Annotated in this window: 22 protein-coding genes and 1 tRNA gene; 18 read left to right on the top strand and 5 right to left on the bottom strand. The window is 58.8% G+C overall.

Annotation, left to right across the window (positions count from 1 at the left end; genetic code table 11):
• Positions 1-20 precede the first annotated feature (20 nt).
• Together HGHM_RS09725 and HGHM_RS09720 are read left to right on the top strand one after the other, a co-directional pair.
• Entirely contained in the window at positions 21-797 is a 777-nt protein-coding gene (locus tag HGHM_RS09725) for an SDR family oxidoreductase (protein WP_019141337.1), read from the top strand.
• Complete coding sequence (locus HGHM_RS09720) at positions 794-1,258, top strand: acyl-CoA thioesterase (RefSeq protein ID WP_019141336.1); 465 nt, start codon at positions 794-796, stop codon at positions 1,256-1,258. The genes HGHM_RS09725 and HGHM_RS09720 overlap by 4 nt, the downstream gene beginning before the upstream one ends.
• 25 nt (positions 1,259-1,283) lie before the next feature.
• Here HGHM_RS09720 and HGHM_RS09715 read toward each other — a convergent pair whose 3' ends face one another.
• A complete protein-coding gene (locus HGHM_RS09715) occupies positions 1,284-1,844 on the bottom strand; it encodes a LuxR C-terminal-related transcriptional regulator (protein ID WP_026075873.1) in 561 nt (186 codons plus the stop codon).
• A gap of 194 nt (positions 1,845-2,038) precedes the next feature.
• On the opposite strand from HGHM_RS09715, the gene HGHM_RS09710 reads away from it, so the two are divergent.
• Positions 2,039-2,737: a CoA transferase subunit A gene (locus tag HGHM_RS09710; protein WP_019141334.1), complete on the top strand. Its 699-nt coding sequence runs from the start codon at positions 2,039-2,041 to the stop codon at positions 2,735-2,737.
• A gap of 14 nt (positions 2,738-2,751) precedes the next feature.
• On the top strand, positions 2,752-3,405 hold the full coding sequence (locus HGHM_RS09705) for a 3-oxoacid CoA-transferase subunit B (protein WP_019141333.1): 654 nt from the start codon (positions 2,752-2,754) through the stop codon (positions 3,403-3,405).
• 57 nt (positions 3,406-3,462) lie between these two features.
• Here HGHM_RS09705 and HGHM_RS09700 read toward each other — a convergent pair whose 3' ends face one another.
• Both HGHM_RS09700 and HGHM_RS09695 read right to left on the bottom strand, forming a co-directional pair.
• Positions 3,463-4,797 carry a PQQ-dependent sugar dehydrogenase gene (locus tag HGHM_RS09700; RefSeq protein WP_019141332.1) on the bottom strand — a complete coding sequence of 445 codons (1,335 nt, stop codon included), beginning with the start codon at positions 4,795-4,797 and terminating at the stop codon, positions 3,463-3,465.
• Positions 4,794-5,588 (bottom strand): 3-hydroxybutyrate dehydrogenase, encoded by a 795-nt coding sequence (locus HGHM_RS09695; RefSeq protein WP_019141331.1) that lies wholly within the window; start codon positions 5,586-5,588, stop codon positions 4,794-4,796. Before HGHM_RS09695 ends, HGHM_RS09700 begins: the two co-directional genes overlap by 4 nt.
• 268 nt (positions 5,589-5,856) lie before the next feature.
• Here HGHM_RS09695 and HGHM_RS09690 point away from each other — a divergent pair, with 268 nt between their 5' ends.
• From HGHM_RS09690 to HGHM_RS09630, 13 genes are all read left to right on the top strand, one after another.
• Positions 5,857-6,723: an alpha/beta fold hydrolase gene (locus HGHM_RS09690; RefSeq protein WP_019141330.1), complete on the top strand. Its 867-nt coding sequence runs from the start codon at positions 5,857-5,859 to the stop codon at positions 6,721-6,723.
• A 36-nt stretch (positions 6,724-6,759) separates the two neighbouring features.
• Positions 6,760-7,113 carry a RidA family protein gene (locus tag HGHM_RS09685; RefSeq protein ID WP_034348936.1) on the top strand — a complete coding sequence of 118 codons (354 nt, stop codon included), beginning with the start codon at positions 6,760-6,762 and terminating at the stop codon, positions 7,111-7,113.
• A gap of 7 nt (positions 7,114-7,120) precedes the next feature.
• Complete coding sequence (locus HGHM_RS09680; protein WP_019141328.1) at positions 7,121-9,388, top strand: RelA/SpoT family protein; 2,268 nt, start codon at positions 7,121-7,123, stop codon at positions 9,386-9,388.
• Positions 9,389-9,517: 129 nt separating this feature from the next.
• Positions 9,518-9,594, top strand: a tRNA-Val gene (locus HGHM_RS09675).
• 210 nt (positions 9,595-9,804) lie between these two features.
• Complete coding sequence (gene thrS, locus HGHM_RS09670; protein ID WP_026075872.1) at positions 9,805-11,712, top strand: threonine--tRNA ligase; 1,908 nt, start codon at positions 9,805-9,807, stop codon at positions 11,710-11,712.
• 59 nt (positions 11,713-11,771) lie between these two features.
• A complete protein-coding gene (gene infC, locus HGHM_RS09665; protein ID WP_075111707.1) occupies positions 11,772-12,293 on the top strand; it encodes a translation initiation factor IF-3 in 522 nt (173 codons plus the stop codon).
• Between the two features lie 151 nt (positions 12,294-12,444).
• Positions 12,445-12,642, top strand: coding sequence for a 50S ribosomal protein L35 (gene rpmI / locus HGHM_RS09660; protein WP_019141325.1), 198 nt, complete (start codon positions 12,445-12,447; stop codon positions 12,640-12,642).
• 19 nt (positions 12,643-12,661) lie between these two features.
• Positions 12,662-13,021 (top strand): 50S ribosomal protein L20, encoded by a 360-nt coding sequence (gene rplT / locus HGHM_RS09655; RefSeq protein ID WP_026075871.1) that lies wholly within the window; start codon positions 12,662-12,664, stop codon positions 13,019-13,021.
• A gap of 121 nt (positions 13,022-13,142) precedes the next feature.
• Positions 13,143-14,159 (top strand): phenylalanine--tRNA ligase subunit alpha, encoded by a 1,017-nt coding sequence (pheS, locus tag HGHM_RS09650; RefSeq protein ID WP_019141323.1) that lies wholly within the window; start codon positions 13,143-13,145, stop codon positions 14,157-14,159.
• Positions 14,160-14,296: 137 nt separating this feature from the next.
• Entirely contained in the window at positions 14,297-16,723 is a 2,427-nt protein-coding gene (gene pheT / locus HGHM_RS09645; RefSeq protein ID WP_019141322.1) for a phenylalanine--tRNA ligase subunit beta, read from the top strand.
• Positions 16,724-16,757: 34 nt separating this feature from the next.
• Positions 16,758-17,174, top strand: coding sequence for an integration host factor subunit alpha (locus HGHM_RS09640; protein ID WP_019141321.1), 417 nt, complete (start codon positions 16,758-16,760; stop codon positions 17,172-17,174).
• A gap of 8 nt (positions 17,175-17,182) precedes the next feature.
• Positions 17,183-17,569, top strand: a complete 387-nt coding sequence (locus HGHM_RS09635) for a MerR family transcriptional regulator (protein WP_019141320.1) — start codon at positions 17,183-17,185, stop codon at positions 17,567-17,569.
• A 492-nt stretch (positions 17,570-18,061) separates the two neighbouring features.
• The gene (locus HGHM_RS09630; RefSeq protein ID WP_026075870.1) at positions 18,062-20,194 is read left to right on the top strand and encodes a D-(-)-3-hydroxybutyrate oligomer hydrolase; all 2,133 of its coding nucleotides are present in this window, start codon (positions 18,062-18,064) and stop codon (positions 20,192-20,194) included.
• A 180-nt stretch (positions 20,195-20,374) separates the two neighbouring features.
• Here the strand turns inward: HGHM_RS09630 and HGHM_RS09620 are convergent, their stop codons facing one another.
• Positions 20,375-20,572: a hypothetical protein gene (locus HGHM_RS09620; RefSeq protein ID WP_019141317.1), complete on the bottom strand. Its 198-nt coding sequence runs from the start codon at positions 20,570-20,572 to the stop codon at positions 20,375-20,377.
• Positions 20,573-20,614: 42 nt separating this feature from the next.
• On the bottom strand, positions 20,615-22,000 hold the full coding sequence (locus HGHM_RS09615) for an erythromycin esterase family protein (RefSeq protein ID WP_019141316.1): 1,386 nt from the start codon (positions 21,998-22,000) through the stop codon (positions 20,615-20,617).
• A gap of 353 nt (positions 22,001-22,353) precedes the next feature.
• Between HGHM_RS09615 and HGHM_RS09610 the strand changes: the two genes are divergently transcribed.
• A complete protein-coding gene (locus HGHM_RS09610; RefSeq protein ID WP_019141315.1) occupies positions 22,354-22,800 on the top strand; it encodes a CBS domain-containing protein in 447 nt (148 codons plus the stop codon).
• Positions 22,801-22,901 lie beyond the last annotated feature (101 nt).

Here is a 22,901-nt window from a genome sequence, read left to right as displayed (position 1 = left end):
CCATCGGTGAGGAGGATGTTGTGGGGATCGAATTCAATTTTGATGGAAAGACCGCGCTGATTACCGGCGCATCCAGTGGCCTCGGTGCTCGTTTTGCCAAGGTGCTGGCACAGGCCGGGGCGCAGGTCGTCCTGGCGGCACGCCGGGCCGAGCGCCTCAAGGAGTTGCGTGCCGAAATCGAAGCCGAAGGCGGCGCAGCGCATGTCGTCGCGCTTGACGTGACCGACTACGGCAGCATCAAGTCGGCAATTGCCCACGCCGAAACCGAGGCAGGGCCGATCGATATCCTGGTCAACAATTCGGGCGTGTCCACAACCCAGCGCCTCGTCGATGTGACGCCCGAAGATTACGCCTATGTGATCGACACCAACCAGCGCGGCGCGTTCTTCGTTGCCCAGGAGGCAGCCAAGCGCATGATTGCGCGCGCCAAGGGCGATCCGTCAAAGCAGCACCGTATCATCAATATCGCCTCCACCGCTGGCTTGCGCGTGCTGCCGCAGATCGGCATCTACTGCGTGAGCAAGGCAGCGGTCATCCACATGACCAAAGCCATGGCGGCGGAATGGGGGCGTTACGGCATCAATGTCAATGCTATCTGCCCCGGCTATATCAGGACGGAAATCAATGCCGATTATTTCGAAAGCGAACGCGGCCAGGCCCTGATCAACATGCTGCCACGCCAGCGCCTTGGCAAACCGGAAGATCTCGACGGCTTGCTGCTCTTGCTTGCATCGGATGAGTCGCGCTTCATCAACGGCGCCATTGTCAGTGCGGACGATGGCATGGCGGCCCAATGAGAGCGTTCTCCGCCACGCCGGCCGAACACAGCGTGGACAATCAAGCTGCCGGCAGGAGACTGGTTCATTCCATCCGCATCCCTATCCGTTGGGGCGACATGGATGCAATGGGCCATGTCAACAACACCGTCTATTTCCGCTATCTCGAAACTGCCCGTGTCGAATGGTTTTGCGAGGTCGGCTGCGCCCCGGATCCGTCTGGCGAAGGGCCGGTCATCATCAACACCCATTGCACTTTCATCAAGCAGTTGAAATACCCCGGAGAGATCGAGGTGTTGACCTATGCCGGACCACCCGGCAGATCCAGCTTCGAAACGATCCAGGAAATCCGGCGCATAGATGAGCCGCACATTCTCGCCGCGTCTGGCGGAGCCAAGGTGGTATGGGTTAATTTCCCGAAAGAAAAGTCGGCGCCTCTGCCAGACAGGATACGCAAGCTGCTGGCCGAACCGCAGGAGTAGAACCAGCCTTTCCTGCCGTCTTTGCTCAGGCGGCACCTGCCACCAGTCGATGCACCAGCTCGCCGGAAGTGGCGGCAGAAAACTTCCGCATCAGGCGCGCCCGATGCATTTCGACGGTACGCGGGCTCAGTCCGATCTCGCGGGCGATCAACTTGCTGGTTTTGCCCTCGACGAGCAGGGCGGCGATTTCCCGCTCGCGTGCGGTAAGCTGCGCCGTCACCGGACGCTTTTCGCTCAAGTCCTCGAATGTCCAGATGCCAAGGGCATGAGGCTCGTCGTGCACCAGTGCCCGTCCGCTGACATGACACCAGAACATCTCCTGACTGGCCCGCTTCATGATCCGCTCGTCTGAATATTGCCCGGTAGCACTCATGATCGGAACAATGCGGGCGCCGGTACGTTCGAATTCGTCGAGCGTCGGGTAGAGAATGCGGAAGGACTGTCCGACCAGTTCGCTTGCCCGGTATCCGAACATTTTTGCGAGTACCTCGTTGCAGGCGATAATGACGCGCTGCCGCGATACGCACATACCCACCGGCGCATGCCGGAAGATGGTCTCGAAATTGATAGCCGGGACTTCGCCCATCGGCTCAGGCACTGAATCAGGAATCATGTGCGTATTTTTACCGTATTGCATGCCGCAGTCCACCATCATATGCTGACAGGTGGTGTATCAAAAACTTGGAGCGTCCAACGAAATGCGCTGACCGTCAGGTTCGCGACCGCTGCCAGCGGCATTCTGTTAGGCGTTCCAAACTTCTGGGACAAGAGGGGACTGATATGAACAAAGTGTATCCTGACGCCGCGACCGCCCTGGCCGACGTGGTCAAGGACGGGCAAAAGATCGCAGTCGGCGGATTCGGCCTGTGCGGCATTCCGGAGGCGCTGATCGCCGCATTGCGCGACTCCGGCGTCAAAAACCTGACTGCGATTTCCAACAATGCAGGCATCGACGGCTTCGGCCTGGGCCAATTGCTGACGACGCGCCAGATCAAGAAAATGATCGCGTCCTACGTCGGCGAAAACAAGGAATTCGAGCGCCAGTACCTGGCGGGTGAACTGGAACTGGAATTCACGCCGCAGGGCACGCTGGCGGAAAAGCTGCGCGCCGGCGGTGCCGGCATCCCGGCCTTCTTTACCAAGACCGGTGTCGGCACGATCGTCGCCGAAGGCAAGGAAGTGCGCGAATTCGACGGTGAAAAATACGTCATGGAGCGCTCGATCGTAGCCGATGTGGCGCTGGTCAAGGCTTACATGGCCGACAAGTCCGGCAACCTGGTCTTCCGCAAGACCGCGCGCAACTTCAATCCGAACGTGGCGATGGCCGGCAAGGTCACGATCGCCGAAGTCGAAAAGCTGGTGGAAATCGGCGAAATCGATCCCGACGATGTGCATACGCCCGGCATTTTCGTGCACCGCATCGTGGTCAACCCGACGCCTGAAAAACGCATCGAACAGCGCACCACGCGCGCCAAATAAAGCGGAGAACCGACATGGCATGGACTCGTGATGAAATGGCCGCGCGCGCGGCGAAGGAACTGCAGGACGGTTTCTATGTGAACCTCGGCATCGGCTTGCCCACGCTGGTGGCCAACTATGTGCCGAAGGATATCAAGGTATGGCTGCAGTCGGAGAACGGCTTACTCGGCATCGGACCTTTCCCGACCGACGATGAAGTGGATCCCGACCTGATCAACGCCGGCAAGCAGACCGTGACGGCGCAGCCCGGCTCCTCGTTCTTCAGCTCGGCGGATTCCTTTGCGATGATCCGCGGTGGCAAAATCAATATCGCCATCCTCGGCGCCATGCAGGTCAGCGAGAAGGGCGACCTGGCGAACTGGATGATCCCGGGGAAAATGGTGAAGGGCATGGGTGGCGCGATGGACCTGGTGGCTGGCGTCGGCCGTGTTGTGGTCCTGATGGAGCATGTGGCGAAGGCCAAGGATGGCACCACTTCGCACAAGATCCTGAAGGAGTGCAACCTGCCCCTGACGGGCGTGGGCGTGGTCAACCGCATCATCACCGATCTCGGCGTGATCGATGTCACGCAGAAGGGATTGAAGCTGGTGGAACTGGCGCCCGGCGTGAGCAAGCAGGAAATTGCGGAAAAAACCGGCGTCGAGCTTGACATGAGCGGCGTACAGTAAGACCGCATCGCGTCATACGCAAGCCGAGCGGCGCCTGTCAATGACAGGCGCCGTTTTTCATTGAAGGCCGTTCAGCAGGTAGATTGTTCCGGAATAATCATCCGAGATGTACAGGCCGCCTTTGCCATCCGGGATGACGTCGACCGGGCGGCCCCAGCGCTCCCTGTTCTTCTCGTCAGTGACCCAGCCGGAGACCAGATCGACCGCCGCGCCCAGGCTGCCGTCGCCCTTGAACGGATACAGCACCACCTTGTGGCCGTTGAGCTTGCTGCAGTTCCAGCATCCATGCAGCGCGGTGGCAAGCGCATTGCGGTAGGGAGCAGGCAGGCCGGAATCCTGCAGGAAGCTCAGGCCGAGCGGCGCCGAATGCGGCTCAATGCCTTTCGTTGCGCGATCGATCTTGTCGCAATCCAGCCTGTTGCCATCCGCATTGAATTGCACATCCCGGTCATACGGCATGTGGTCCACGCCCTTGTCCGGATTGGAGTTGCAGAAGGGCCAGCCGTAATTGCCGCCATCTTTTACCTTGACGAGCAAATCCGGCGGGTGCCCGTCGACATAGCTCTGCATGACCTTGCCATAGTCGTCGCTGCCATCGCCATCCCAGTCCTTATGAAACGGATAGGCAATGTTGTCCCGATTGTTCACCACCGCCCAGAGCTCATCGGTTCCCGGCTTGAATGCCAGGCCTTCCGCATTGCGCAAGCCGCGCGCGAACAGCCGCCGGTTGCCGCCATTGGCGTCGTATTCATAAATCGCATTGCGAATAGGATCTGATTCGGTATCGGACAGGCAGGCATTGCAGCTGGAAGCGATCGACAAATACAGCTTATTGCCGCGCAGGGCGATGTTCTTGAGCTGATGGCCATAGCTGCCTTTCAGCCCCGGACTGGAGGAATCGGGAAGATGGTCGACCACCACCTGCAGCTTTCCGATTCTGGTCTGGCCTGGCTGGTAAGGCGCGCGAACGATGCGGTTCGATTCTGCGGTATAGACATAAGTCGTGTCGCCCAGCACATGGAAGACGATGTCATGAGGATGATCCAGGCCGGAGGCGAAGGTGTGGCGCTGGGGAGTGCCCTTGTCTCCGGGGCGCAAAAGGGTCACCGTGCCGGCGCCTGGATTCGATACAAGCAAGTCGCCGTTGGGAGCAAGCGCCATGAAGCGTGCTCCCGGGACCCGGGCAAACACCCGGATGCTTGCCCCTTGCGGTATCTTGAGTGACCGCGGGACGTTGAAAGGCTTCGCTTTCATGTCGGCCGGAACGGTCACCGGGACGGACTTAGGCGATCCCAGCCCGGTCGCGAGGAGCGGAGCATGGAACAGCAGTGCGGCCGTCGAAAACAGCACGGACCGCACCAGCATCTTCAACGTCGGGCTGCGGCCGATCATTGTGCAGTCCAGCCTCCGTCCATGCTCCACGCTGCGCCACGCACCTGACTAGCGGCATCGCTGCAGAGAAACACAGCTAGTCCCGCCAGCTGCTCGGGGGTGACGAATTCGCCGGAAGGCTGCTTTTCCGCGACCAGGCCTTTCTTCGCCTCTTCCACGGAAATGCCTTGCTGGGCGGCGCGCGCATCTACCTGCTTCTGCACCAGGGGTGTGAGGACCCAGCCGGGGCAGATCGCATTGCAGGTGATGCCGGTGTGAGCGTTTTCCAGCGCCGTGACTTTGGTCAAGCCGACAATGCCGTGCTTGGCGGCAACATAGGCTGATTTCTGCACTGAACCTACAAGTCCGTGGGCCGACGCAATGTTGATGATGCGGCCCCAGTTCTTCCGCTTCATCGAGGGCAAGGCAAGTCGGGTGGTATGGAAGGCCGAGCTCAGGTTGATGGCGATGATCGCATCCCATTTTTCGACGGGAAAATCCTCGACGTTGGCTACATACTGAATGCCGGCATTGTTGACGAGAATGTCAACGCCTCCGAATTTTTCTTCGGCAAAACGCATCATCGCTTCGATTTCAGATGGTTTGGACATATCGGCATTGTGATATGCCACCTGAACACCATATTCTTGTTTGACGCTGGTTTGCAGCGCTTCGATTTCCCGGGCGTCGCCGAAGCCGTTGAAGATCAGGTTGCTGCCTTGGGCCGCGAACGCTTTCGCCATGCCCAAGCCGATGCCGGAAGTCGAGCCCGTCACCAATGCCGTCTTGCCTTTGAGCGTAGTAGCTTGCATGATGTCCTCTGCGAGTTAAGAGCGTCTAACAAAATGTTGCTGGCGGCGTTGCATCTCTTTGCCTGTCGGGCTTACTGGTCGCGGTGGCACATTTGACTTGTGACGTGCATCCTGCGGAACCTCCGCATTACGCTTGCAGCGACCGCAAACCTGTTGGCTTGCACATTTTGTTAGACGCTCTGGGTTTCCTGAAGGCGATTTTTGCCTGCACGGGATTTTAAGCGTAACGAACAGTAAAATGTCACTTCCGAAAGCGGGAAACCAGGAAATGAGCGAAGTCCAGACCAAGTCCGTTCAATGCCTTTCTCCGGCCGGGCTGCATACCATGGTGTACAAGCAGTGGGGCGATCCGCGCAATTCGAAGGTGCTGATGTGCGTGCATGGCGTGACACGGGTTTCGGATGATTTCGACAGCCTGGCGCAGGAATTGTGCCGTGACTACCGGGTAGTCTGTCCCGACGTCGTCGGACGAGGGCGCTCCGGCCGGTTGCGCGACCCGCGCCATTACCAGGTGCCGCAGTATGTGAGCGACATGGTGACCTTGCTGGCGCGGCTGGAGGCAGACACTGTCCACTGGTTCGGTACCTCGATGGGTGGCTTGATCGGAATGGGGCTGGCCGCGCTGCCCGATACGCCGGTGAAGAAGCTGGTCCTCAATGACGTCGGACCGGCATTGAATCCCGGCGCGCTGGCACGCATCGGCGACTACATCGGCCAGGAAGTGCGGTTCGCAAGCTTCGATGAAGGATTGCAGTACATCCGGGAAATTTCGCGGCCCTTCGGCAGACACACTGAGGAAGAATGGCACAAGCTGGCACGGGACGTGTTGCGCCAGGATAAGGACGGGAAGTGGATCAAGCATTACGACCTCGGGCTTGCCGTGCCCTTCAAGTCGGTGACGCCAGAGATGGCGCGGCAGTCGGAAGCTGCGCTGTGGGCGACTTATGATGCGATTGCCTGTCCGACGCTGGTGGTGCGCGGTGCGGCGTCGGACCTGCTGACGCATGAAGCCGCGCAGGAGATGACGCGGCGAGGGCCGAAAGCGAAGCTGGTGGAAATTCCTGACGTGGGGCATGCGCCGACATTCATGCATGCCGACCAGATTGCGCTCGCGCGGGATTTTTTGCTTGGTTGATGGATTGATCGATAGCTGGGGTTTATGGATCTGAAGATGAAGAATATTCGGCGCTTGCATGTGGGGAAAACGCTGTCCGAAGTGGCGATCCACAATGGAGTCGTCTATCTTGCGGGGCAGATTGCCGAAGACGCGAAGCAGGATATCGCCGGCCAGACGCGGGAGGTGCTCGGACATATCGACCGCCTGCTGACAGAGGCAGGCAGTGACAAGAGCTGCATCCTGATGTGCCAGATCTACCTGGCGGACATGAAGGACTTCCCCGCGATGAACGCGGTATGGAATGAATGGGTGGCAGACGGCAATGCGCCGCCTCGTGCAACCGTCGAAGCGAAGCTCGCTAAGCCGGAATGGCTGGTTGAGATGGTCGTTACCGCAGCCCAGAAATAAGAAATTCATGGTTTCAACGGCTACAGCGCAAACTGAAACGCATACGCAACTGTCCTCCGGCCTGAGCGCCGAGGACGGCACGCGGGTGATCGATGCGCTTGCATACATCAAGCCGATTTACGAAGGCCGGCCGGCCGGCAACGGTCAGGATGCCTTCGAATATGCGAAAGGCACGGCGACCGTCCTTGCCCAGCTCAATGTCGATGCTGATACCCGCATCGCCGGCCTGCTGGTCGAACTGCCGGTGCTCGACCCCAAGGCCGGCGAAAACATGGAGGCTCGTTTTGGCAAGGAGATTGCCGACCTGGTCATAGGCATTCGCCAGTTGATGCGACTGCATGAGCAGGCCTTCGGGCAGAAGGAAGTGGCTCGCGGCAAGAATGCGTCGCAACAGGCGGCGGAACAGCTCGAGACGCTGCGCAAGATGCTGCTGGCCATGGCTACCGACATGCGCGTCGTGCTGGTCCGGCTCGCGTCGCGCATCACGACGCTGCGCTATTTCGCGGAGCTGCGGCTGGAAAACGAGCGCACCTACCAGTACGGAAAGATCACGCTCGACTTGTATGCGCCGCTGGCGAATCGGCTCGGCATGTGGCAGCTGAAATGGGAGCTGGAGGACCTCGCCTTCCGCTTCATCGATCCGCCAACCTACAAGCGGATCGCGAAGATGCTCGAGGAAAAGCGGGTGGAGCGCGAAGGCTTCGTCGAAGCCGCGATTGCGCGCCTGAAGTCGGAACTTGCGGCTGCGGGAATCAAAGCTGAGGTGACCGGCAGGCCGAAGCACATCTACAGCATCTGGAACAAGATGCGCGGCAAGTCGCTCGATTTCTCCGAATTGTACGATGTGCGCGCCTTTCGCGTGATCGTCGATGACATCAAGACCTGCTACACCGTACTCGGCCTGGTGCACGACATCTGGACCCCGGTGCCGGAAGAGCTCGACGATTACATTTCGCGGCCGAAGCCGAACGGCTACCAGTCGCTGCATACGGTGGTGGTGGCGGAGGACGGCAAGGCGCTCGAAGTGCAGATCCGTACCCAGGAAATGCACCGCTTCGCCGAATACGGCGTGGCGGCACACTGGCGCTACAAGGAAACGGGCGGTTCGAATTTCGCCGCGCAAAAATACGATGAAAAGATCGCCTGGTTGCGGCAACTGCTTGCCTGGCGCAGCGAGATCGCAGATGCGGTCGTGGGCCAGGAAGACATCCAGCGGGAATGGGTGGAAAAGCTCAAGTCCGCTGCTCTGGATGACCGCATCTATGTCCTGACGCCGCAAGCGCGCGTGATTGAATTGCCGGCGGGCGCCACGCCCATCGATTTCGCTTACTACCTCCACACCGATATTGGTCACCGCTGCCGTGGCGCCCGCGTCGATGGCGTGATGGTGCCGCTCAATACTGTCCTCAAGAACGGGCAGACGGTAGAAATCATCACCGCAAGGGGCAGTGGCGCGTCGGTAGCTGTCGGGCCTTCGCGCGACTGGCTCAGTCCGGGGTATGTGGCCAGTCCGCGCACGCGGGCGAAAGTGCGTGCGTGGTTCAATGCCATTGAACAGCGCGAAACGCTTTCCCACGGCCGCGCCTTGCTGGACAAGACTCTGCAGCGTGAAGGAAAGACGGCGGTCAACCTGGAAGAGCTCGCGCACAAACTGGGCTTTCCCAAGCTCGACGAATTGTTGCTGGCCCTGGGCAAGGAAACTTTCAGCTTGCGCCAGGTCGAGCAAGCTCTGCACAGCGACGACGAAGTGAAAGGGGCAGCCAAAGCTGCGCCGATTGATGAAGAACTCATTACCAACAAGAGTCGCGCCTCCAGCGTGACGCATGGTGCACGGCCGGGCGTGCTGGTCGTGGGCACGGAGGGCTTGCTGACGCAGCTCGCGCGCTGCTGCAAGCCCGCGCCGCCGGACGAAATCGTCGGCTTCGTCACGCGCGGAAAGGGCGTGTCGATCCACCGGGTCGGCTGCAAGAATCTTGCCCAGATGCGGCTCAAGGCCCATGAGCGTGTGATCCAGACGACTTGGGGGGCGCTGGGTGGCGAGACAGTGTATCCCGTAGATATATTCATTCTGGCAAACGACCGGCAGGGCCTGTTGCGCGACATTTCCGAAATTTTCTCGCGTGAAAAAATCAATGTCGTCGGTGTCAGTACGCAGAGTTCGAGAGGGCAGGCGCGCATGGCCTTCACGGCGGAGATTGCATCCACCGCCCAGTTGCAGAAAGCGTTGATGATCATTCGCGACGTTGGCGGTGTAATTACCGCCATGCGTCACTGATCACCGTTGGTTTGACAGATCGCAACTTCAGTTTGCGGCCTTTCCGACATATTTGTGGTCCTGCTCAATCGAATGGTTTGGGTGGGTACTAGCGGAAATAAAAAATTGCCGTTATAATTTCCCTTCTTTAGGCTCGTAGCTCAGCTGGTTAGAGCACTACCTTGACATGGTAGGGGTCGTTGGTTCGAGTCCAATCGAGCCTACCAACGAATATTATTGTAAGAACGAGAAAGGCAGTCCCGGTTATGACACCGCGAACTACAACCGCAAAGGTTTTGGGTCGACGCTAGTCGGGGTCTTTTTCTGCATTACATTTTTTGAAAAAGCGCGGCTAGCCCGCGTTTTTTTTCGTCTGCACTTTTCGCATTAATTCTGAATTCTGGCAGCAGGCATCCTGCCCTTACATGGAGCTCAACATGGTTTCAGTCCGACTTCCAGATGGTTCGCAACGCCAATTCGACGCGCCAGTCACGGTTGCCCAGGTTGCAAGCAGTATCGGTGCCGGCCTTGCCAAGGCGGCACTGGCTGGCAAGGTGGATGGCAAGCTGGTCGATACTTCCTATGTCATTGAGCGGGATGCCGATCTTGCCATCGTGACTGACAAGGATGCAGAAGGCCTGGATGTGATCCGCCACTCGACGGCGCACCTGCTTGCCTATGCAGTGAAGGAACTGTTCCCGGATGCCCAGGTAACCATTGGTCCGGTCATCGACAACGGTTTCTATTACGACTTCTCCTACAAGCGGCCATTCACGCCGGAAGACTTGCAGGCGATCGAAAAGAAGATGGCCGAGCTGGCGAAGAAGGATGAGCCGGTCATACGCAAAGTCCTGCCACGCGATGAGGCCGTAGCCTATTTCAAGTCGATCGGCGAGCAGTACAAGGCGGAGATCATCGAATCGATCCCGCAGAACGAGGACGTGTCGCTCTACAGCGAGGGCAATTTCACTGATCTGTGCCGCGGCCCGCACGTGCCGTCCACTGGCAAGCTTAAGGTTTTCAAGCTGATGAAGCTCGCCGGCGCCTACTGGCGCGGAGATTCGAAGAACGAGATGCTGCAACGAGTCTACGGCACAGCCTGGGCGAAGAAGGAAGACCAGGAAGCCTATCTGCACATGCTGGAAGAGGCGGAAAAGCGCGACCATCGCAAACTCGGCAAGCTGCTCGACCTGTTCCATTTCCAGGATGAGGCGCCGGGCCTGGTGTTCTGGCATCCGAAGGGCTGGACGCTCTGGCAGCAGGTTGAACAGTACATGCGTCAGGTCTACCGCGACAGCGGTTATCAGGAAGTGAAGGCGCCGCAGATTCTCGACCGCAGCCTGTGGGAAAAGACCGGGCACTGGCAGAACTACCGCGAAAACATGTTCGTGACCGAATCGGAAAACCGCAACTATGCGCTGAAGCCGATGAATTGCCCGGGGCATGTGCAGATTTACAATGCCGGACTGCGCAGCTATCGCGATCTGCCGTTACGTTTTGGCGAGTTCGGGCAGTGCCACCGCAACGAACCGTCAGGCGCTTTGCATGGCCTGATGCGGGTACGCGGCTTTACCCAGGACGACGGCCATATCTTCTGCACGGACGACCAGATTCAGGACGAGTGCAAGGCTTTCCATCAGCAGGCGATGAAGGTTTATCAGGATTTCGGTTTCTCGGAAATCGCGATCAAGATTGCACTGCGCCCGGAAAACCGCATTGGATCGGATGAAACCTGGGATCGTGCGGAGAGCACTCTGCGTGCGGCCTTGCGTGCCTGCGACGTTAGCTGGGAAGAATTGCCGGGCGAGGGCGCCTTCTACGGGCCCAAGATCGAGTACCACCTGAAGGATTCACTTGGCCGTTCCTGGCAGGTCGGAACTATGCAAGTTGACTTCTCGATGCCGGGCCGCCTGGGTGCCGAATATGTCGCGGATGACAATACCCGCAAGGTACCGGTTATGCTGCATCGGGCAATCGTCGGTTCGCTTGAACGCTTTGTCGGCATCCTGATCGAAAACCATGCCGGTGCATTGCCGCTGTGGTTGGCGCCAGTGCAGGTTGCTGTATTGAACATCTCGGATGCCCAGTCTGATTATGCGCAAGCCGTCGCACAAAACCTGAAAAAACAAGGGTTTAGGGCGCACCTCGATTTGCGCAATGAGAAAATAACCTATAAAATACGGGAGCATTCGATACAAAAGCTGCCTTATATCGTCGTTGTGGGCGACAAGGAGCGGGATGCGAACACAGTGGCCGTGCGTGCGCGGGGCAATGTCGATCTGGGTGTGATGCCCGTCGATGTACTGGTGGAGCGCCTGAAGAACGAGGCGGAAACCAAAGCCTGACCGGTAAATCCGATGCGCAAAAGCACGGCTAAATTATTTAATTTTTAAAGGAAACTGCAATAGCTACAGATAAGTCGCATCGCATCAACGGTGAAATTTCAGCACCGCAAGTGCGTTTATCCGGGGTCGACAACGAACCTCTTGGCATCGTCAGCCTGACTGAAGCCTTCCGCATGGCGGAAGAGGCAAACGTGGATCTGGTGGAAATCGCGCCGAATGCGCAACCGCCGGTCTGCCGCCTGATGGATTACGGCAAGTTCAAGTATCAGGAACAGAAGCGAGCTCACGAAGCCAAGCTGAAGCAAAAGGTCATTCAGGTCAAGGAAGTCAAATTCCGTCCCGGCACCGATGAAGGCGATTACAACATCAAGCTGCGCAATCTCGTCAAATTCCTGGACGAGGGCGACAAGACCAAGATCACCCTGCGTTTCCGTGGGCGCGAAATGGCGCACCAGGATATTGGCATGCGTATGTTGGAGCGATTGAAAGCTGACTTGGATCCCTACGGCCAGGTCGAGCAGTTTCCGAAGATGGAAGGGCGTCAGATGGTCATGGTCATCGCGCCTAAAAAGAAAAAGTAGGATTTGCGCAGCCGCGCAGCAATGGGCGGTTGGCGTAATGGCAGCGGCATCAATGCCGCTGCAAAACAAGTGAGAGCAGGCATCCAAGAGTAACGTAGTGTTACCACCTGCAATCATATGAAATGGAGCTGTCCAAAGGACAGAGTTTGCTATGCCTAAAATGAAGACGAAGAGCAGCGCCAAAAAGCGCTTTCGCGTGCGTCCGGGCGGTACCGTCAAGCGAGGTCAAGCCTTCAAGCGCCACATTCTCACCAAGAAAACCACCAAGAACAAGCGCCAGTTGCGCGGTGCAGTGGATGTCCATGACACGAACATGGTTTCCGTGCGCGCGATGATGCCGTTCGCCTAACCTCACATAAGGAGCAATCATGCCTCGAGTAAAACGTGGGGTCACAGCGCGGGCCCGTCATAAGAAAGTCCTCGACCAAGCCAAAGGCTATCGCGGCCGTCGTGGCAATGTTTACCGCATTGCCAAGCAAGCGGTCATGCGTGCCGGTCAATATGCATATCGCGACCGCCGCAACAAGAAGCGCGTGTTCCGTGCATTGTGGATCACCCGCATCAATGCTGCATCGCGTGAACATGGCGTCACCTACAGCGTATTCATGAACGGACTCAAGAAGGCCAACATCGAGCTGGACCGCAAGGTTCTGGCCGACATGGCTGTGATGGACAAGCCGGCATTTGCCGCCATCGTCAGGCAGGTAAAGGCCAGCATCGCTGCTTGAGTGTTGTGAGAGCAAGCATCGCCGTATGGCGATGCCGCGATTCGAGCGGGGCAGAGGTCAGAAACCTGTGCCCCGTTTTATTTTGAATTTCGGTTTTCTTTTCAAGAGCGGGAATGACCGCATGACTTCCCTAGAACAACTCGTAAGCCAGGCCCGGAGCGATTTTTCTGCTGCAGAAGATGCGGCTGCGCTCGAAAACGCAAAAGCCAGGTATCTCGGCAAAACCGGCCAGATCACCGAACAGATGAAAGGGCTGGGCAAGCTGCCCCCTGAAGAGCGCAAGGCTCAGGGCGCTGTCATCAATGCCGCCAAGGAGCAGATCGAAGCCGCGCTCAATGCACGGCGCGAGGAAATGGCCAATGCCCAGATGCAGGCACGCCTGAATGCGGAAGCAATCGACGTGACCCTCCCTGGTCGCGGCAAGGGCATGGGCGGCATTCACCCGGTGATGCGCACCTGGCAGCGTGTCGAAGAGATTTTCCGTTCCATCGGGTTCGACGTGGCCGACGGGCCGGAGATCGAGACCGACTGGACCAATTTCACCGCATTGAACAGTCCGGAAAATCATCCGGCACGCTCGATGCAGGATACCTTCTACATCGAAGAGAAGGACAGCCAAGGCAAGCCGCTGCTTCTGCGTACGCATACCAGTCCCATGCAGGTGCGCTATGCGCGCATGAACAAGCCGCCGATCAAGGTGATCGCACCAGGACGCACCTATCGTGTCGACAGCGATGCCACCCATTCGCCGATGTTCCATCAGGTTGAAGGTCTGTGGATCGCCGAGGGCATCAGCTTTGCCGATCTGAAGGGCGTGTACCTGAACTTCGTGAAGGCGTTCTTCGAGACCGAGGATCTGCAGGTCCGTTTCCGTCCCTCGTATTTCCCGTTCACCGAGCCATCGGCGGAAATCGATATCGCATTCGGCAGCGGGCCGCTCAAGGGGCGCTGGCTGGAAGTCTCCGGTGCCGGTCAGGTGCATCCGACAGTGGTGCGCAACATGGGACTCGATCCGGAGCAATTCATCGGCTTCGCCTTCGGCTCGGGGCTGGAGCGCTTGACGATGCTGCGCTATGGGATCAACGACCTGCGCCTGTTTTACGAGGGCGATCTTCGTTTCCTGAAACAGTTCAACTGATCATCAATCGATCCGATTGCTCCCTTCAGGCGGACAGGTACGGATGGGACGGGATGGCAGCGCAATCCATCCCCCATCCCTGGCCTGGCCCGTTTCCGAAGTGAGCGACTCCGATCAGAGCAAGTAAGGGTTTTACTATGCAATTTTCCGAGAGCTGGCTCCGCACTCTGGCCGATCCAAAGATGACGTCGGACGAACTGGCGCATCTACTGACCATGTCCGGCCTGGAAGTCGAAGACATCGATCCGGTTGCGCCTCCGTTTTCCAATGTCGTCGTCGCGCAAGTCGTTGAAGTCGCCAAGCACCCGAATGCCGATCGCCTGAATGTATGTCAGGTCGATGCCGGCACCGGCACCTTGCTGAGCATCGTGTGCGGTGCGCCCAATGTACGGGCTGGCATGAAGGTGCCGTGCGCGCTCGCGGGCGCGAAGCTGCCTCCCGGCGAAGATGGCAAACCCTTCGAGATCAAGGTCGGCCAGCTGCGCGGCGTCGAATCGCAGGGCATGCTTTGCTCCGCGCGCGAGCTCAAGCTTTCGGAGGATCACGCAGGCTTGCTGGAGCTGCCGGAGGATGCGTCGGTTGGCCAGAATTTCCGGGACTATTACCAGCTGAACGACCTGAAGTTCACCATCAAGCTGACGCCGAACCGGGCGGATTGTCTGTCCGTGCTGGGCATCGCCCGTGAAGTGTCGGCCCTGACCGGAGTCGCGCTGAAGGAGCCCTCCTGGAAGCCGGTCGCTGCAAATTTGACCGACAAGCTGCCTGTGAGGATCTCGGCGCCTGATCTGTGCGGCCGTTTTTCGGGCCGCATCATCCGCGGCGTCAACGCCCGCGCCAGGACTCCGGAGTGGATGAAGAGGCGCCTTGAGCGCAGCGGCCAGCGCCCGGTTTCCGCCCTGGTCGATATCTCCAATTACGTCATGCTGGAGCTCGGACGGCCAACCCACGTCTTCGACCTCGACAAGATTCATGGCGGACTGGAGGTGCGCTGGGGTAAGCCGGGGGAATCGCTCAAGCTCCTGAACGGCAATACCGTGGAAGTCGACAGCTGGGTCGGCATCATTGCCGACGAGCGCCAAGTCGAGTCGCTGGCGGGCATCATGGGTGGCGATGCGACCGCGGTTTCGCTCGATACGAAGAATATCTACCTCGAAGCCGCATTCTGGTGGCCGCAGGCGATCCAGGGCCGTGCGCGCCGCTACAATTTTTCGACGGACGCCGCCCATCGCTTCGAGCGCGGCGTGGACTACGCCACTACAGTCGAACACATCGAGCGCATCACGGCACTGATCGTCGAAATCTGCGGCGGCAAGGAAACCGCGATCGGTCCCATCGATGACCAGATCATCAATCTGCCGCAACGCAATCCGGTCCGGGTGCGTACCGCACGCGCCGAAAGAATCATCGGTGTCCAGATCAGTGAGGCGCAGATTGCCGACATATTTACCCGTCTGGGGCTGCAATTTACTCAGGAGGCGGGCGGCTTTGCCGTCACGCCGCCATCGTATCGCTTCGATATCGAAATCGAAGAGGACTTGATCGAGGAAATCGCGCGCGTCTACGGTTTCGAAAACATCCCGGCGTTGCCGCCCGTGGAACCGAATACCATGCGCATCGAGCCCGAAAACCGGCGCTCCCTGTTCACCATCCGGCGCCAGCTGGCGGATCTCGACTACCAGGAGGTCGTGAACTTCAGCTTCGTCGAAAAGGATTGGGAAGCCGATTTCGCAGGCAATGCCCATCCCATCCAATTGCTCAATCCGATCGCCAGCCAGATGAGCGTCATGCGCTCCTCGCTGCTGGCCGGCCTGGTGGCGAACGTGCGCTACAACCTGAACCGCAAGGCCAGCCGGGTGCGCGTCTTCGAAGTGGGCGCGGTATTCCTGCGCAATGCCGCAGCTCAGGACGGCCCCTTGTCGGTTGCGGGCTTCGACCAGCCCAAGCGGATTGCCGCGATCGCCTACGGCCCGGTCGCCGATGAGCAGTGGGGTCAGCCGACACGCAATGTCGACTTTTTCGATGTGAAAGCCGACCTGGAAGCGCTGTTTGCGCCCCGGGCTCTGACTTTCGCCAGGATCGACCATCCCGCGCTGCATCCGGGCAGGGCGGCACAAGTTCTCTTGAATGGCAAACCAGTGGGCGTAATCGGGGAATTGCATCCGCGTTGGCAGCAGAAATACGAGTTGCCCTTGGCACCGGTTGTCTTCGAGGTCGCGGCCGACGCGTTGCAGGAACGGCCAATTCCGCTTTACCGGGAAATCTCCAAGTTTCCGCCGGTTAAAAGAGATATTGCGCTCGTGGTCAAGCAGAGCATTTCGGCCCAGGATCTGATAAATTCCTTTATTGCCGAAAAGCAGGCGAATCCGCTGTGCAACATCATGCAAGCCGTTGTTTTATTTGATGAATATCGTGGCAAAGGGCTGGAAAATGACGAAAAAAGCCTTGCTTTCCGGTTCACCTTGCAAGATACTCAAACAACCCTACAAGACGACAAGGTGGATGCCGCAATCGGCGCATTCGTCGACGCTGTCGAGAAAAAATTCGGCGCAAAACTGCGCTCCTGAAGACGAAACACAAGCGAGGTAGGGACCACTACATATGAATGACGTGAACTCAGCCGAACTCCAATCCGTTTTAGCCGCCGACCTCAATCGGGCAGTACTGGAAGCCCGGGCGCGTTCCCAAGCAGAAAAGGATCTGCCGACGCTGACGAAGGCGGAACTGGCGGAATTGTTGTTCGAGCAAGTCGGCCTGAACAAGCGTGAAGCCAAGGACATGGTGGAAACCTTTTTCGATGAAATCCGCAATGCCTTGGAACGCGGTGAAGCCGTCAAACTTTCCGGTTTTGGGAATTTCCAGTTGCGCGACAAGCCGCAACGCCCAGGCCGCAATCCGAAAACCGGGGAGGAAATCCCGATTACTGCTCGTCGGGTGGTGACTTTCCATGCAAGTCAAAAACTGAAGGGCATGGTTGAAAACTCTACCCGCGCAGCGGCCGCAGCGCGACTGGCCTGAACTGAGCAATGAACGACCGCGCGAGCAAGCCGGAGTCTGTCGTCCTGCCGCCAATTCCGGCGAAGCGTTATTTCACCATCGGCGAAGTGAGTGACCTGTGCGGCGTGAAGCCGCACGTGCTGCGCTACTGGGAACAGGAATTCACGCAGCTGAAGCCGGTCAAGCGCCGCGGCAACCGGCGCTATTACCAGCATCATGAAGTCTTGCTGATCCGCCGTATCCGCGAACTCCTGTATGAACAGGGTTTTACGATCAGCGGCGCACGCAACCGCCTGGACAACCGCGTGATCGCCGACGAGGTGGCCACTCTCTCCGCCGGATTGCCTGCACTCGAGATGGACACGATTGCCATTCGAAACGAGTTGTCCGAAATCCTCGATCTGCTCAAGAAATAAGCATCACCCGAGTTCTACGACATCCTGAATGCACGTTTCGGATGTGGGTTGCATTCTCGCGGCCCGGATTGTCCCGCATTCGCGATTCTATCTGCATGTCATTTCATCTCTGCCGTTCCATCCGTCGCCACTGAAGTGCTGGCCGGAACCGTTCAATTGCGCTATCTCATAATGTTTGATTTCCGGCATGCCAATATTGGCCGGCGTCCCTTGCCGTGCGCTCCGGCAACAGGGAACCCGTCCTGCCTCACGAAAGCAAAAACCCCTTGCAAGATAAAAAGAACAAATTGCAACTGGCAGAGAGGAAAAGTCAGAAGACATTGCAGCCATTTTTACGGATGCATTCCGGATGAGGCCGGTCGCGTCAACGACGGAAGCGTCGATGCCGGCACAGGAATGTTTCCTCGTTCACAAGCATTAGCAGCACGTAGTTACCAAAAGAAAAGCCGCTTTCCGATGCAGTGTAATGGCAACTTTATGGAGTGAGACAACATGAAAACAAGTAAAAGAATCGGGGTCGCATCGATGCTGGCAGCAGGCATGCTGGCCGGTCATGGGCAGGCCGCAAACCGGTTTGAAATCAACAGACTGCCCGAGTTCATCAAGGGGAGCATCAGCGCCAAGACTTACGACGGCAACAGCGACGACCTGTTGACTGCCGGCTTGGGCGCGAGCGGGCTAGCGGGGCCCGCGCCGGCCTTCTTCGCCAATCCGGCTCGTCCCACCGCAAGCGAATTGCGCCGCTCGGCAATCTATAACAATTACCGTGCCTTGGTCGATGTCGTCCCGAATGGCGGCTACGGAACGCTCTACGGACCGAACATCACGATCGATGGCGTGGCCACGAGCGGGTCGGGCAAGATCCCCGGGAAGGAATATATTGCGTATGCCGACGACGGCAGCGGACGGCAGAATGTCGTCCTGATGGTCCAGGTTCCCGACAGCTTCGACGCGAGAAGACCTTGCATCGTGACCGCGACTTCGTCCGGTTCGCGCGGGATTTACGGCGCGATCGGCACGTCGGGCGAATGGGGGCTCAAGCGCGGCTGTGCAGTGGCCTATACCGACAAGGGCACCGGCAATGGCTTCCATGACCTGGAAACGAACAAGGCAACGCTGATCGACGGGACCATTGCCGATGCGGACATGGCTGGCGCGGCGATCCACTTCCGCGCCAGCCTGAGCGACGCGGAGCGTGCGGCCTACAACGCCCGTTTCCCGAACCGGGTCGCCTACAAGCATGCCCATTCCCGGCAAAATCCGGAAAGCGACTGGGGCAAGAATACCCTGCAGGCCATCGAATTCGCTTTCTACATCCTGAATGAGCAATATGGCACCACGGTCGGCGGCTACAAGCTGCGCACCATCGTCCCATCCAATACCCTGGTGATCGCTTCCAGCGTCTCCAACGGCGGCGGCGCTGCGCTGGCCGCGGCAGAGCAGGACAAGGACGGCCTGATCGACGCGGTCGTGGTATCGGAGCCGAATGCGCAGCCGGACGCCAACAACGGACTGGTGATCAAGCGCGGCAACCGGGTGGTGACCACGCACAGCAAGCCGCTGATCGACTACTTCACCTTCGCCAACATTTATCAGCCCTGTGCCGCGCTTGCCGTTCCGGGCAGCCCGGGCGCGCTGCTCTTTTCGACGGCGAATGCGGCCAACCGCTGCGCGGCTCTGGCAAGCAAGGGACTGGTCAACGGCGGCACGACTGCAGAGCAGGCGGCCGACGCCCTGGCCAGGCTGCATGAATACGGGTGGGAATCGGAGCAGGACGTCTTGCAGCTTTCACACTGGCGCCTCGCCACGCCTTCCATCGCCTTCACCTATGCCAATGCATTGGGACGGTTTGGTGTGACTGACAACCTGTGTGGCTTCAGCCTGGCCAATACCAATGCCACAGGCGAAGTCATACCGCAGGATGCCGTGGTCCAGGCAGGGCTGTTCGGCAGCGGCAATGGCGTTCCGCCGACCAGCGGCGTGAATATCGTCTATAACGATTCGGTGGGCGGCCCGCGGCTGGATTTGCTGAGCATGTCCCCGAGCAGCGGGACGGCCGATTTCGCACTTGACGGTGCCCTTTGCCAGCGCGCGCTTGCAACCGGCGTCGATCCGGTGAGCGGAAGACCACTGACCGGCGAACTGGCGGCCCAGTCCCGCCGGGTGCGCAAGGGCGTGTCCGAAGTTCAGCTCACAGGCAAGCTGCGCGGCAAACCGACCATCATCGTGGCCGGGCGGAGCGATACCCTGCTGCCGCTGAATCACAACTCGCGCGCCTATTACGGCAAGGCGCAGCTATCCGGCTCAGGCGCCAGCACCCGCTTCATCGAGGTCGAGAACGGCAATCACTTCGATGCCTTCATCGACAATCCGCTCCTCGGCGGCTACGACTCCAGGCTGATCCCGATGCATTACTACATGATCCAGGCGCTGGATCGCATGTGGGCGCACCTAACGGCCGGCGCCACGCTTCCCCAGAGCCAGGTGGTGCGCACGGTGCCACGCGGAGGCGTGCCCGGTGCGGCGCCTGCGATCACCCGGGCGAACGTCCCGCCCATCGCGGATGTGCCGTCCCCGGGAAATGCGATCTCCTTTGTTCGCAACACATTGCTTATTCCCGACTAAGCTTCATGCATTAGGCGTCATGCGTCGCCGTGCAGCGCTGGCTTCATGCCATTGCCTGCACGGCTGCACTTGCCGCTTTCTTCCAGCGGCACCCGGGCAAGCGAAAAAACAAGGTGCAGCATACCCGCAGGCGGGTTCGTGAAGCTCGAAGCCGGATGCCTGCGCAAATGTGGTCCTTCCTCAGTCAGGCTGGCGGCCTTCCGGGTTGGGGGAGCTGCCGGACTCGACCTTTTGCATGTCTTCCCGGTTCACGCGATGCGGCCTGTGTGGCGCTTCCATCGGTTCATCCATGGGTTCGATATGCTGATCGCCGGATTTCTTGTTCTGATGCTGGTGCAGGCTGGAGATTTCATTCCTGTTTCGATTGCCGCTGCTCATGGCTGGCTCCTTTCATTTGCATGACGCAAGAATGAGGCATTGTCAGATTCCGGACGGGTAGGTTTCCGGCACTTCTTCGTGTTTCCAGTAAGGGGAAGGATCAAGCGGTCTGAGCGCGCTGGTGTGATCCAAGTGGATTACCGCGTCAAACTGCCGCGCCATCGATGCATGAAAATAATGGCTGAGGCGCTCGGTCTCCGGCAGGTAAATGACTCCGATGGCTCGCTCCAGGCGGCGCTCGTCCAGCAGAGCTGAGACGACTTCATTGCCGCGGATCGGCAGCATGAAGTTGCCCAGACCGGTGTTGTGGAACAGGCGTTCGAAGCTGTCCTGGCGCGACGGGATGATGGTCTTCAATATCGCCGGGCTGTCCCAGTCCGAGGCCGCTGTTACTGTTCCGGCGTGGGTGGAAAAGCCGAGCAGGAAAGTCTCTTCCGCTCCGAAGCGCTCCCGCACCAGTTGTCCGAGGTTGAGCTGTCCGTGATCACCCATTTCGGTCGCACGCGCATCGCCGATGTGGGAATTGTGTGCCCACACGATGATCTTCGCGGGACTGCCTTTGCGCTGGCCGATGTGCTCGCGCAAGGCGTACAGGGTTTCCATCATGTGCGTGTCGCGCAGATTCCATGACTCATCGCGCCCATGAAACATGGAGCGGTAATAGGCTTCGGCATTCTGTGCCACCCGGGCATTCTGCTGCGCATAGAACAGCTCGTCCGATGCGGCTCGTCCATCATGCGCGAGATATTTGCCGGCTTCCGAAGTCAATGCGACCAGCTGCTGAACCACCTCTTCTTCACAGTTCTTCTTCGTGCCGAATGTGGCCGCATAGCCGTAACGCTGAGGATCTTCCGCAAGATGATCGAAGCAGCTGTAGCGGTAGCGCGCATTCCTGGCCGCTGCCGGATCGACTTGGTCAAGGTAGCGCACGACTGCATCCATCGACTTGCGCAGACTGTACAGATCGAGGCCAAAAAAGCCGATGCGCCTGTCCGGAGCCGCGATCCGCATGTTGTGCGAACGCAGCCAGCCGATCAGTTCGACGATTTCGGTATTGCGCCACATCCAGCGCGGAAAGCGGGTGAATCCCTGCAGCGCTTCATCGGCAATCTTGTCGCGAGCAATGGTGCTGTCCGAAGCCGGATTGCTTGTTCCATCGTTCTGGTCCGAGGACTGGACATATCTGCTGATGCACAATGCATCCGGCCAGTCGGCTTCCACTGCAATGGCGTCGAAACCCTTGCTGTAGATGAGCCGCTTGCTGATTTCTGCCCGGGCCCGGTAGAACTCGTGAGAACCGTGTGTTGCTTCGCCAAGCAGAACAACCGACGCGTCGCCGATTTGTTCAATGAGCGGATTGAAGCCTTCATTGTGGCCCCAGGCATGCGCTTCACGCCGTAGATCCTCGACGATTGGTTGTCGGGACATGGCCTGTTCCTCCGTGCCGCACGGCGGTCAAGGACGAGGCAAAGTGTTCTGCCCTTGCATCGGCCGCCGCGCTGTATTCCTGATAAGCCTTTCGGCCGTACCGGGCCGCAATAGTTCAACCGATTTCCTGCATTTTTCAGCCGTGCATCCAATAGCCAGCAGTGCCAACGTTTCCTTGAAAGAAGGCAATAACGAGAGGCATGGGAATCAGGATGCAGTTCGTGCAGTCCAATTCCTGTCCGTGTCTTTTCATGGAAGAAGTTTGTACTAGACTGGTTACGCGTGCCGGCAGTTGAAACGGCAGCGGATTAAATGGAACGAAGAATGCAAATTGCCTAGACAAGGAGCATGCGATGCAGAGAATTGCCGACATCATGACGCGCGATGTAATGAGCGTATCGCCCCAGGAAACGATCAAGCGGGCAGCGCAGATGATGGATGAGATGAACGTGGGTGCGCTTCCGGTATGCGACGGAGGAAAACTGGTAGGCATGGTGACGGACCGCGACATCACGGTGCGGGCCACCTCCACGGGGGCCATGCCGGAGAACACCCGGGTCGAACAGGTCATGAGCAGCGACGTGCGAACCTGCTTCGACGATCAGCCCGTCGATGAAGTGATGGAGCAGATGCGCGACGTGCAGATCCGGCGCATACCCGTCATGGATCACACTACGCACAGCCTGATCGGCATTGTCTCCCTCGGCGACCTCGCGACCAAGCATTCGGCCGAAGTGGACTGGACGCTGGAAGACATTTCGAAGCCCTCCACGCCCGATCGGCCGCCCCTCAACTCCTGATTGCCGGCAGCGAAGGCTTTGCGCTGAACTGCCTGCGTATGCCTTTGGCAGCGCAGGCCCGGCGCAGATTGGTTCATTGTCTGCCTGCGCCGACATTCAGC

This window comes from Noviherbaspirillum massiliense JC206 (assembly GCF_000312045.1).
GTDB lineage: Bacteria > Pseudomonadota > Gammaproteobacteria > Burkholderiales > Burkholderiaceae_D > Noviherbaspirillum > Noviherbaspirillum massiliense.
This window is presented reverse-complemented; position numbering and strand designations above follow the sequence as displayed.

What these genes read in the sequence shown, in the direction of transcription:
- HGHM_RS09680 (WP_019141328.1), top strand. Translation starts at nt 7,121, where the DNA reads ATGGTTTCAACGGCTACAGCGCAAACTGAAACGCATACGCAACTGTCC.
- pheT (WP_019141322.1), top strand. Translation starts at nt 14,297, where the DNA reads ATGCAATTTTCCGAGAGCTGGCTCCGCACTCTGGCCGATCCAAAGATG.
- HGHM_RS09615 (WP_019141316.1), bottom strand. Translation starts at nt 22,000, where the DNA reads ATGTCCCGACAACCAATCGTCGAGGATCTACGGCGTGAAGCGCATGCC.
- HGHM_RS09715 (WP_026075873.1), bottom strand. Translation starts at nt 1,844, where the DNA reads ATGGGCGAAGTCCCGGCTATCAATTTCGAGACCATCTTCCGGCATGCG.
- HGHM_RS09695 (WP_019141331.1), bottom strand. Translation starts at nt 5,588, where the DNA reads ATGCAAGCTACTACGCTCAAAGGCAAGACGGCATTGGTGACGGGCTCG.
- HGHM_RS09685 (WP_034348936.1), top strand. Translation starts at nt 6,760, where the DNA reads ATGAAGAATATTCGGCGCTTGCATGTGGGGAAAACGCTGTCCGAAGTG.
- thrS (WP_026075872.1), top strand. Translation starts at nt 9,805, where the DNA reads ATGGTTTCAGTCCGACTTCCAGATGGTTCGCAACGCCAATTCGACGCG.
- HGHM_RS09640 (WP_019141321.1), top strand. Translation starts at nt 16,758, where the DNA reads ATGAATGACGTGAACTCAGCCGAACTCCAATCCGTTTTAGCCGCCGAC.
- HGHM_RS09710 (WP_019141334.1), top strand. Translation starts at nt 2,039, where the DNA reads ATGAACAAAGTGTATCCTGACGCCGCGACCGCCCTGGCCGACGTGGTC.
- HGHM_RS09610 (WP_019141315.1), top strand. Translation starts at nt 22,354, where the DNA reads ATGCAGAGAATTGCCGACATCATGACGCGCGATGTAATGAGCGTATCG.
- pheS (WP_019141323.1), top strand. Translation starts at nt 13,143, where the DNA reads ATGACTTCCCTAGAACAACTCGTAAGCCAGGCCCGGAGCGATTTTTCT.
- HGHM_RS09700 (WP_019141332.1), bottom strand. Translation starts at nt 4,797, where the DNA reads ATGATCGGCCGCAGCCCGACGTTGAAGATGCTGGTGCGGTCCGTGCTG.
- HGHM_RS09690 (WP_019141330.1), top strand. Translation starts at nt 5,857, where the DNA reads ATGAGCGAAGTCCAGACCAAGTCCGTTCAATGCCTTTCTCCGGCCGGG.
- rplT (WP_026075871.1), top strand. Translation starts at nt 12,662, where the DNA reads ATGCCTCGAGTAAAACGTGGGGTCACAGCGCGGGCCCGTCATAAGAAA.
- HGHM_RS09705 (WP_019141333.1), top strand. Translation starts at nt 2,752, where the DNA reads ATGGCATGGACTCGTGATGAAATGGCCGCGCGCGCGGCGAAGGAACTG.
- HGHM_RS09620 (WP_019141317.1), bottom strand. Translation starts at nt 20,572, where the DNA reads ATGAGCAGCGGCAATCGAAACAGGAATGAAATCTCCAGCCTGCACCAG.
- rpmI (WP_019141325.1), top strand. Translation starts at nt 12,445, where the DNA reads ATGCCTAAAATGAAGACGAAGAGCAGCGCCAAAAAGCGCTTTCGCGTG.
- HGHM_RS09720 (WP_019141336.1), top strand. Translation starts at nt 794, where the DNA reads ATGAGAGCGTTCTCCGCCACGCCGGCCGAACACAGCGTGGACAATCAA.
- HGHM_RS09630 (WP_026075870.1), top strand. Translation starts at nt 18,062, where the DNA reads ATGAAAACAAGTAAAAGAATCGGGGTCGCATCGATGCTGGCAGCAGGC.
- HGHM_RS09635 (WP_019141320.1), top strand. Translation starts at nt 17,183, where the DNA reads ATGAACGACCGCGCGAGCAAGCCGGAGTCTGTCGTCCTGCCGCCAATT.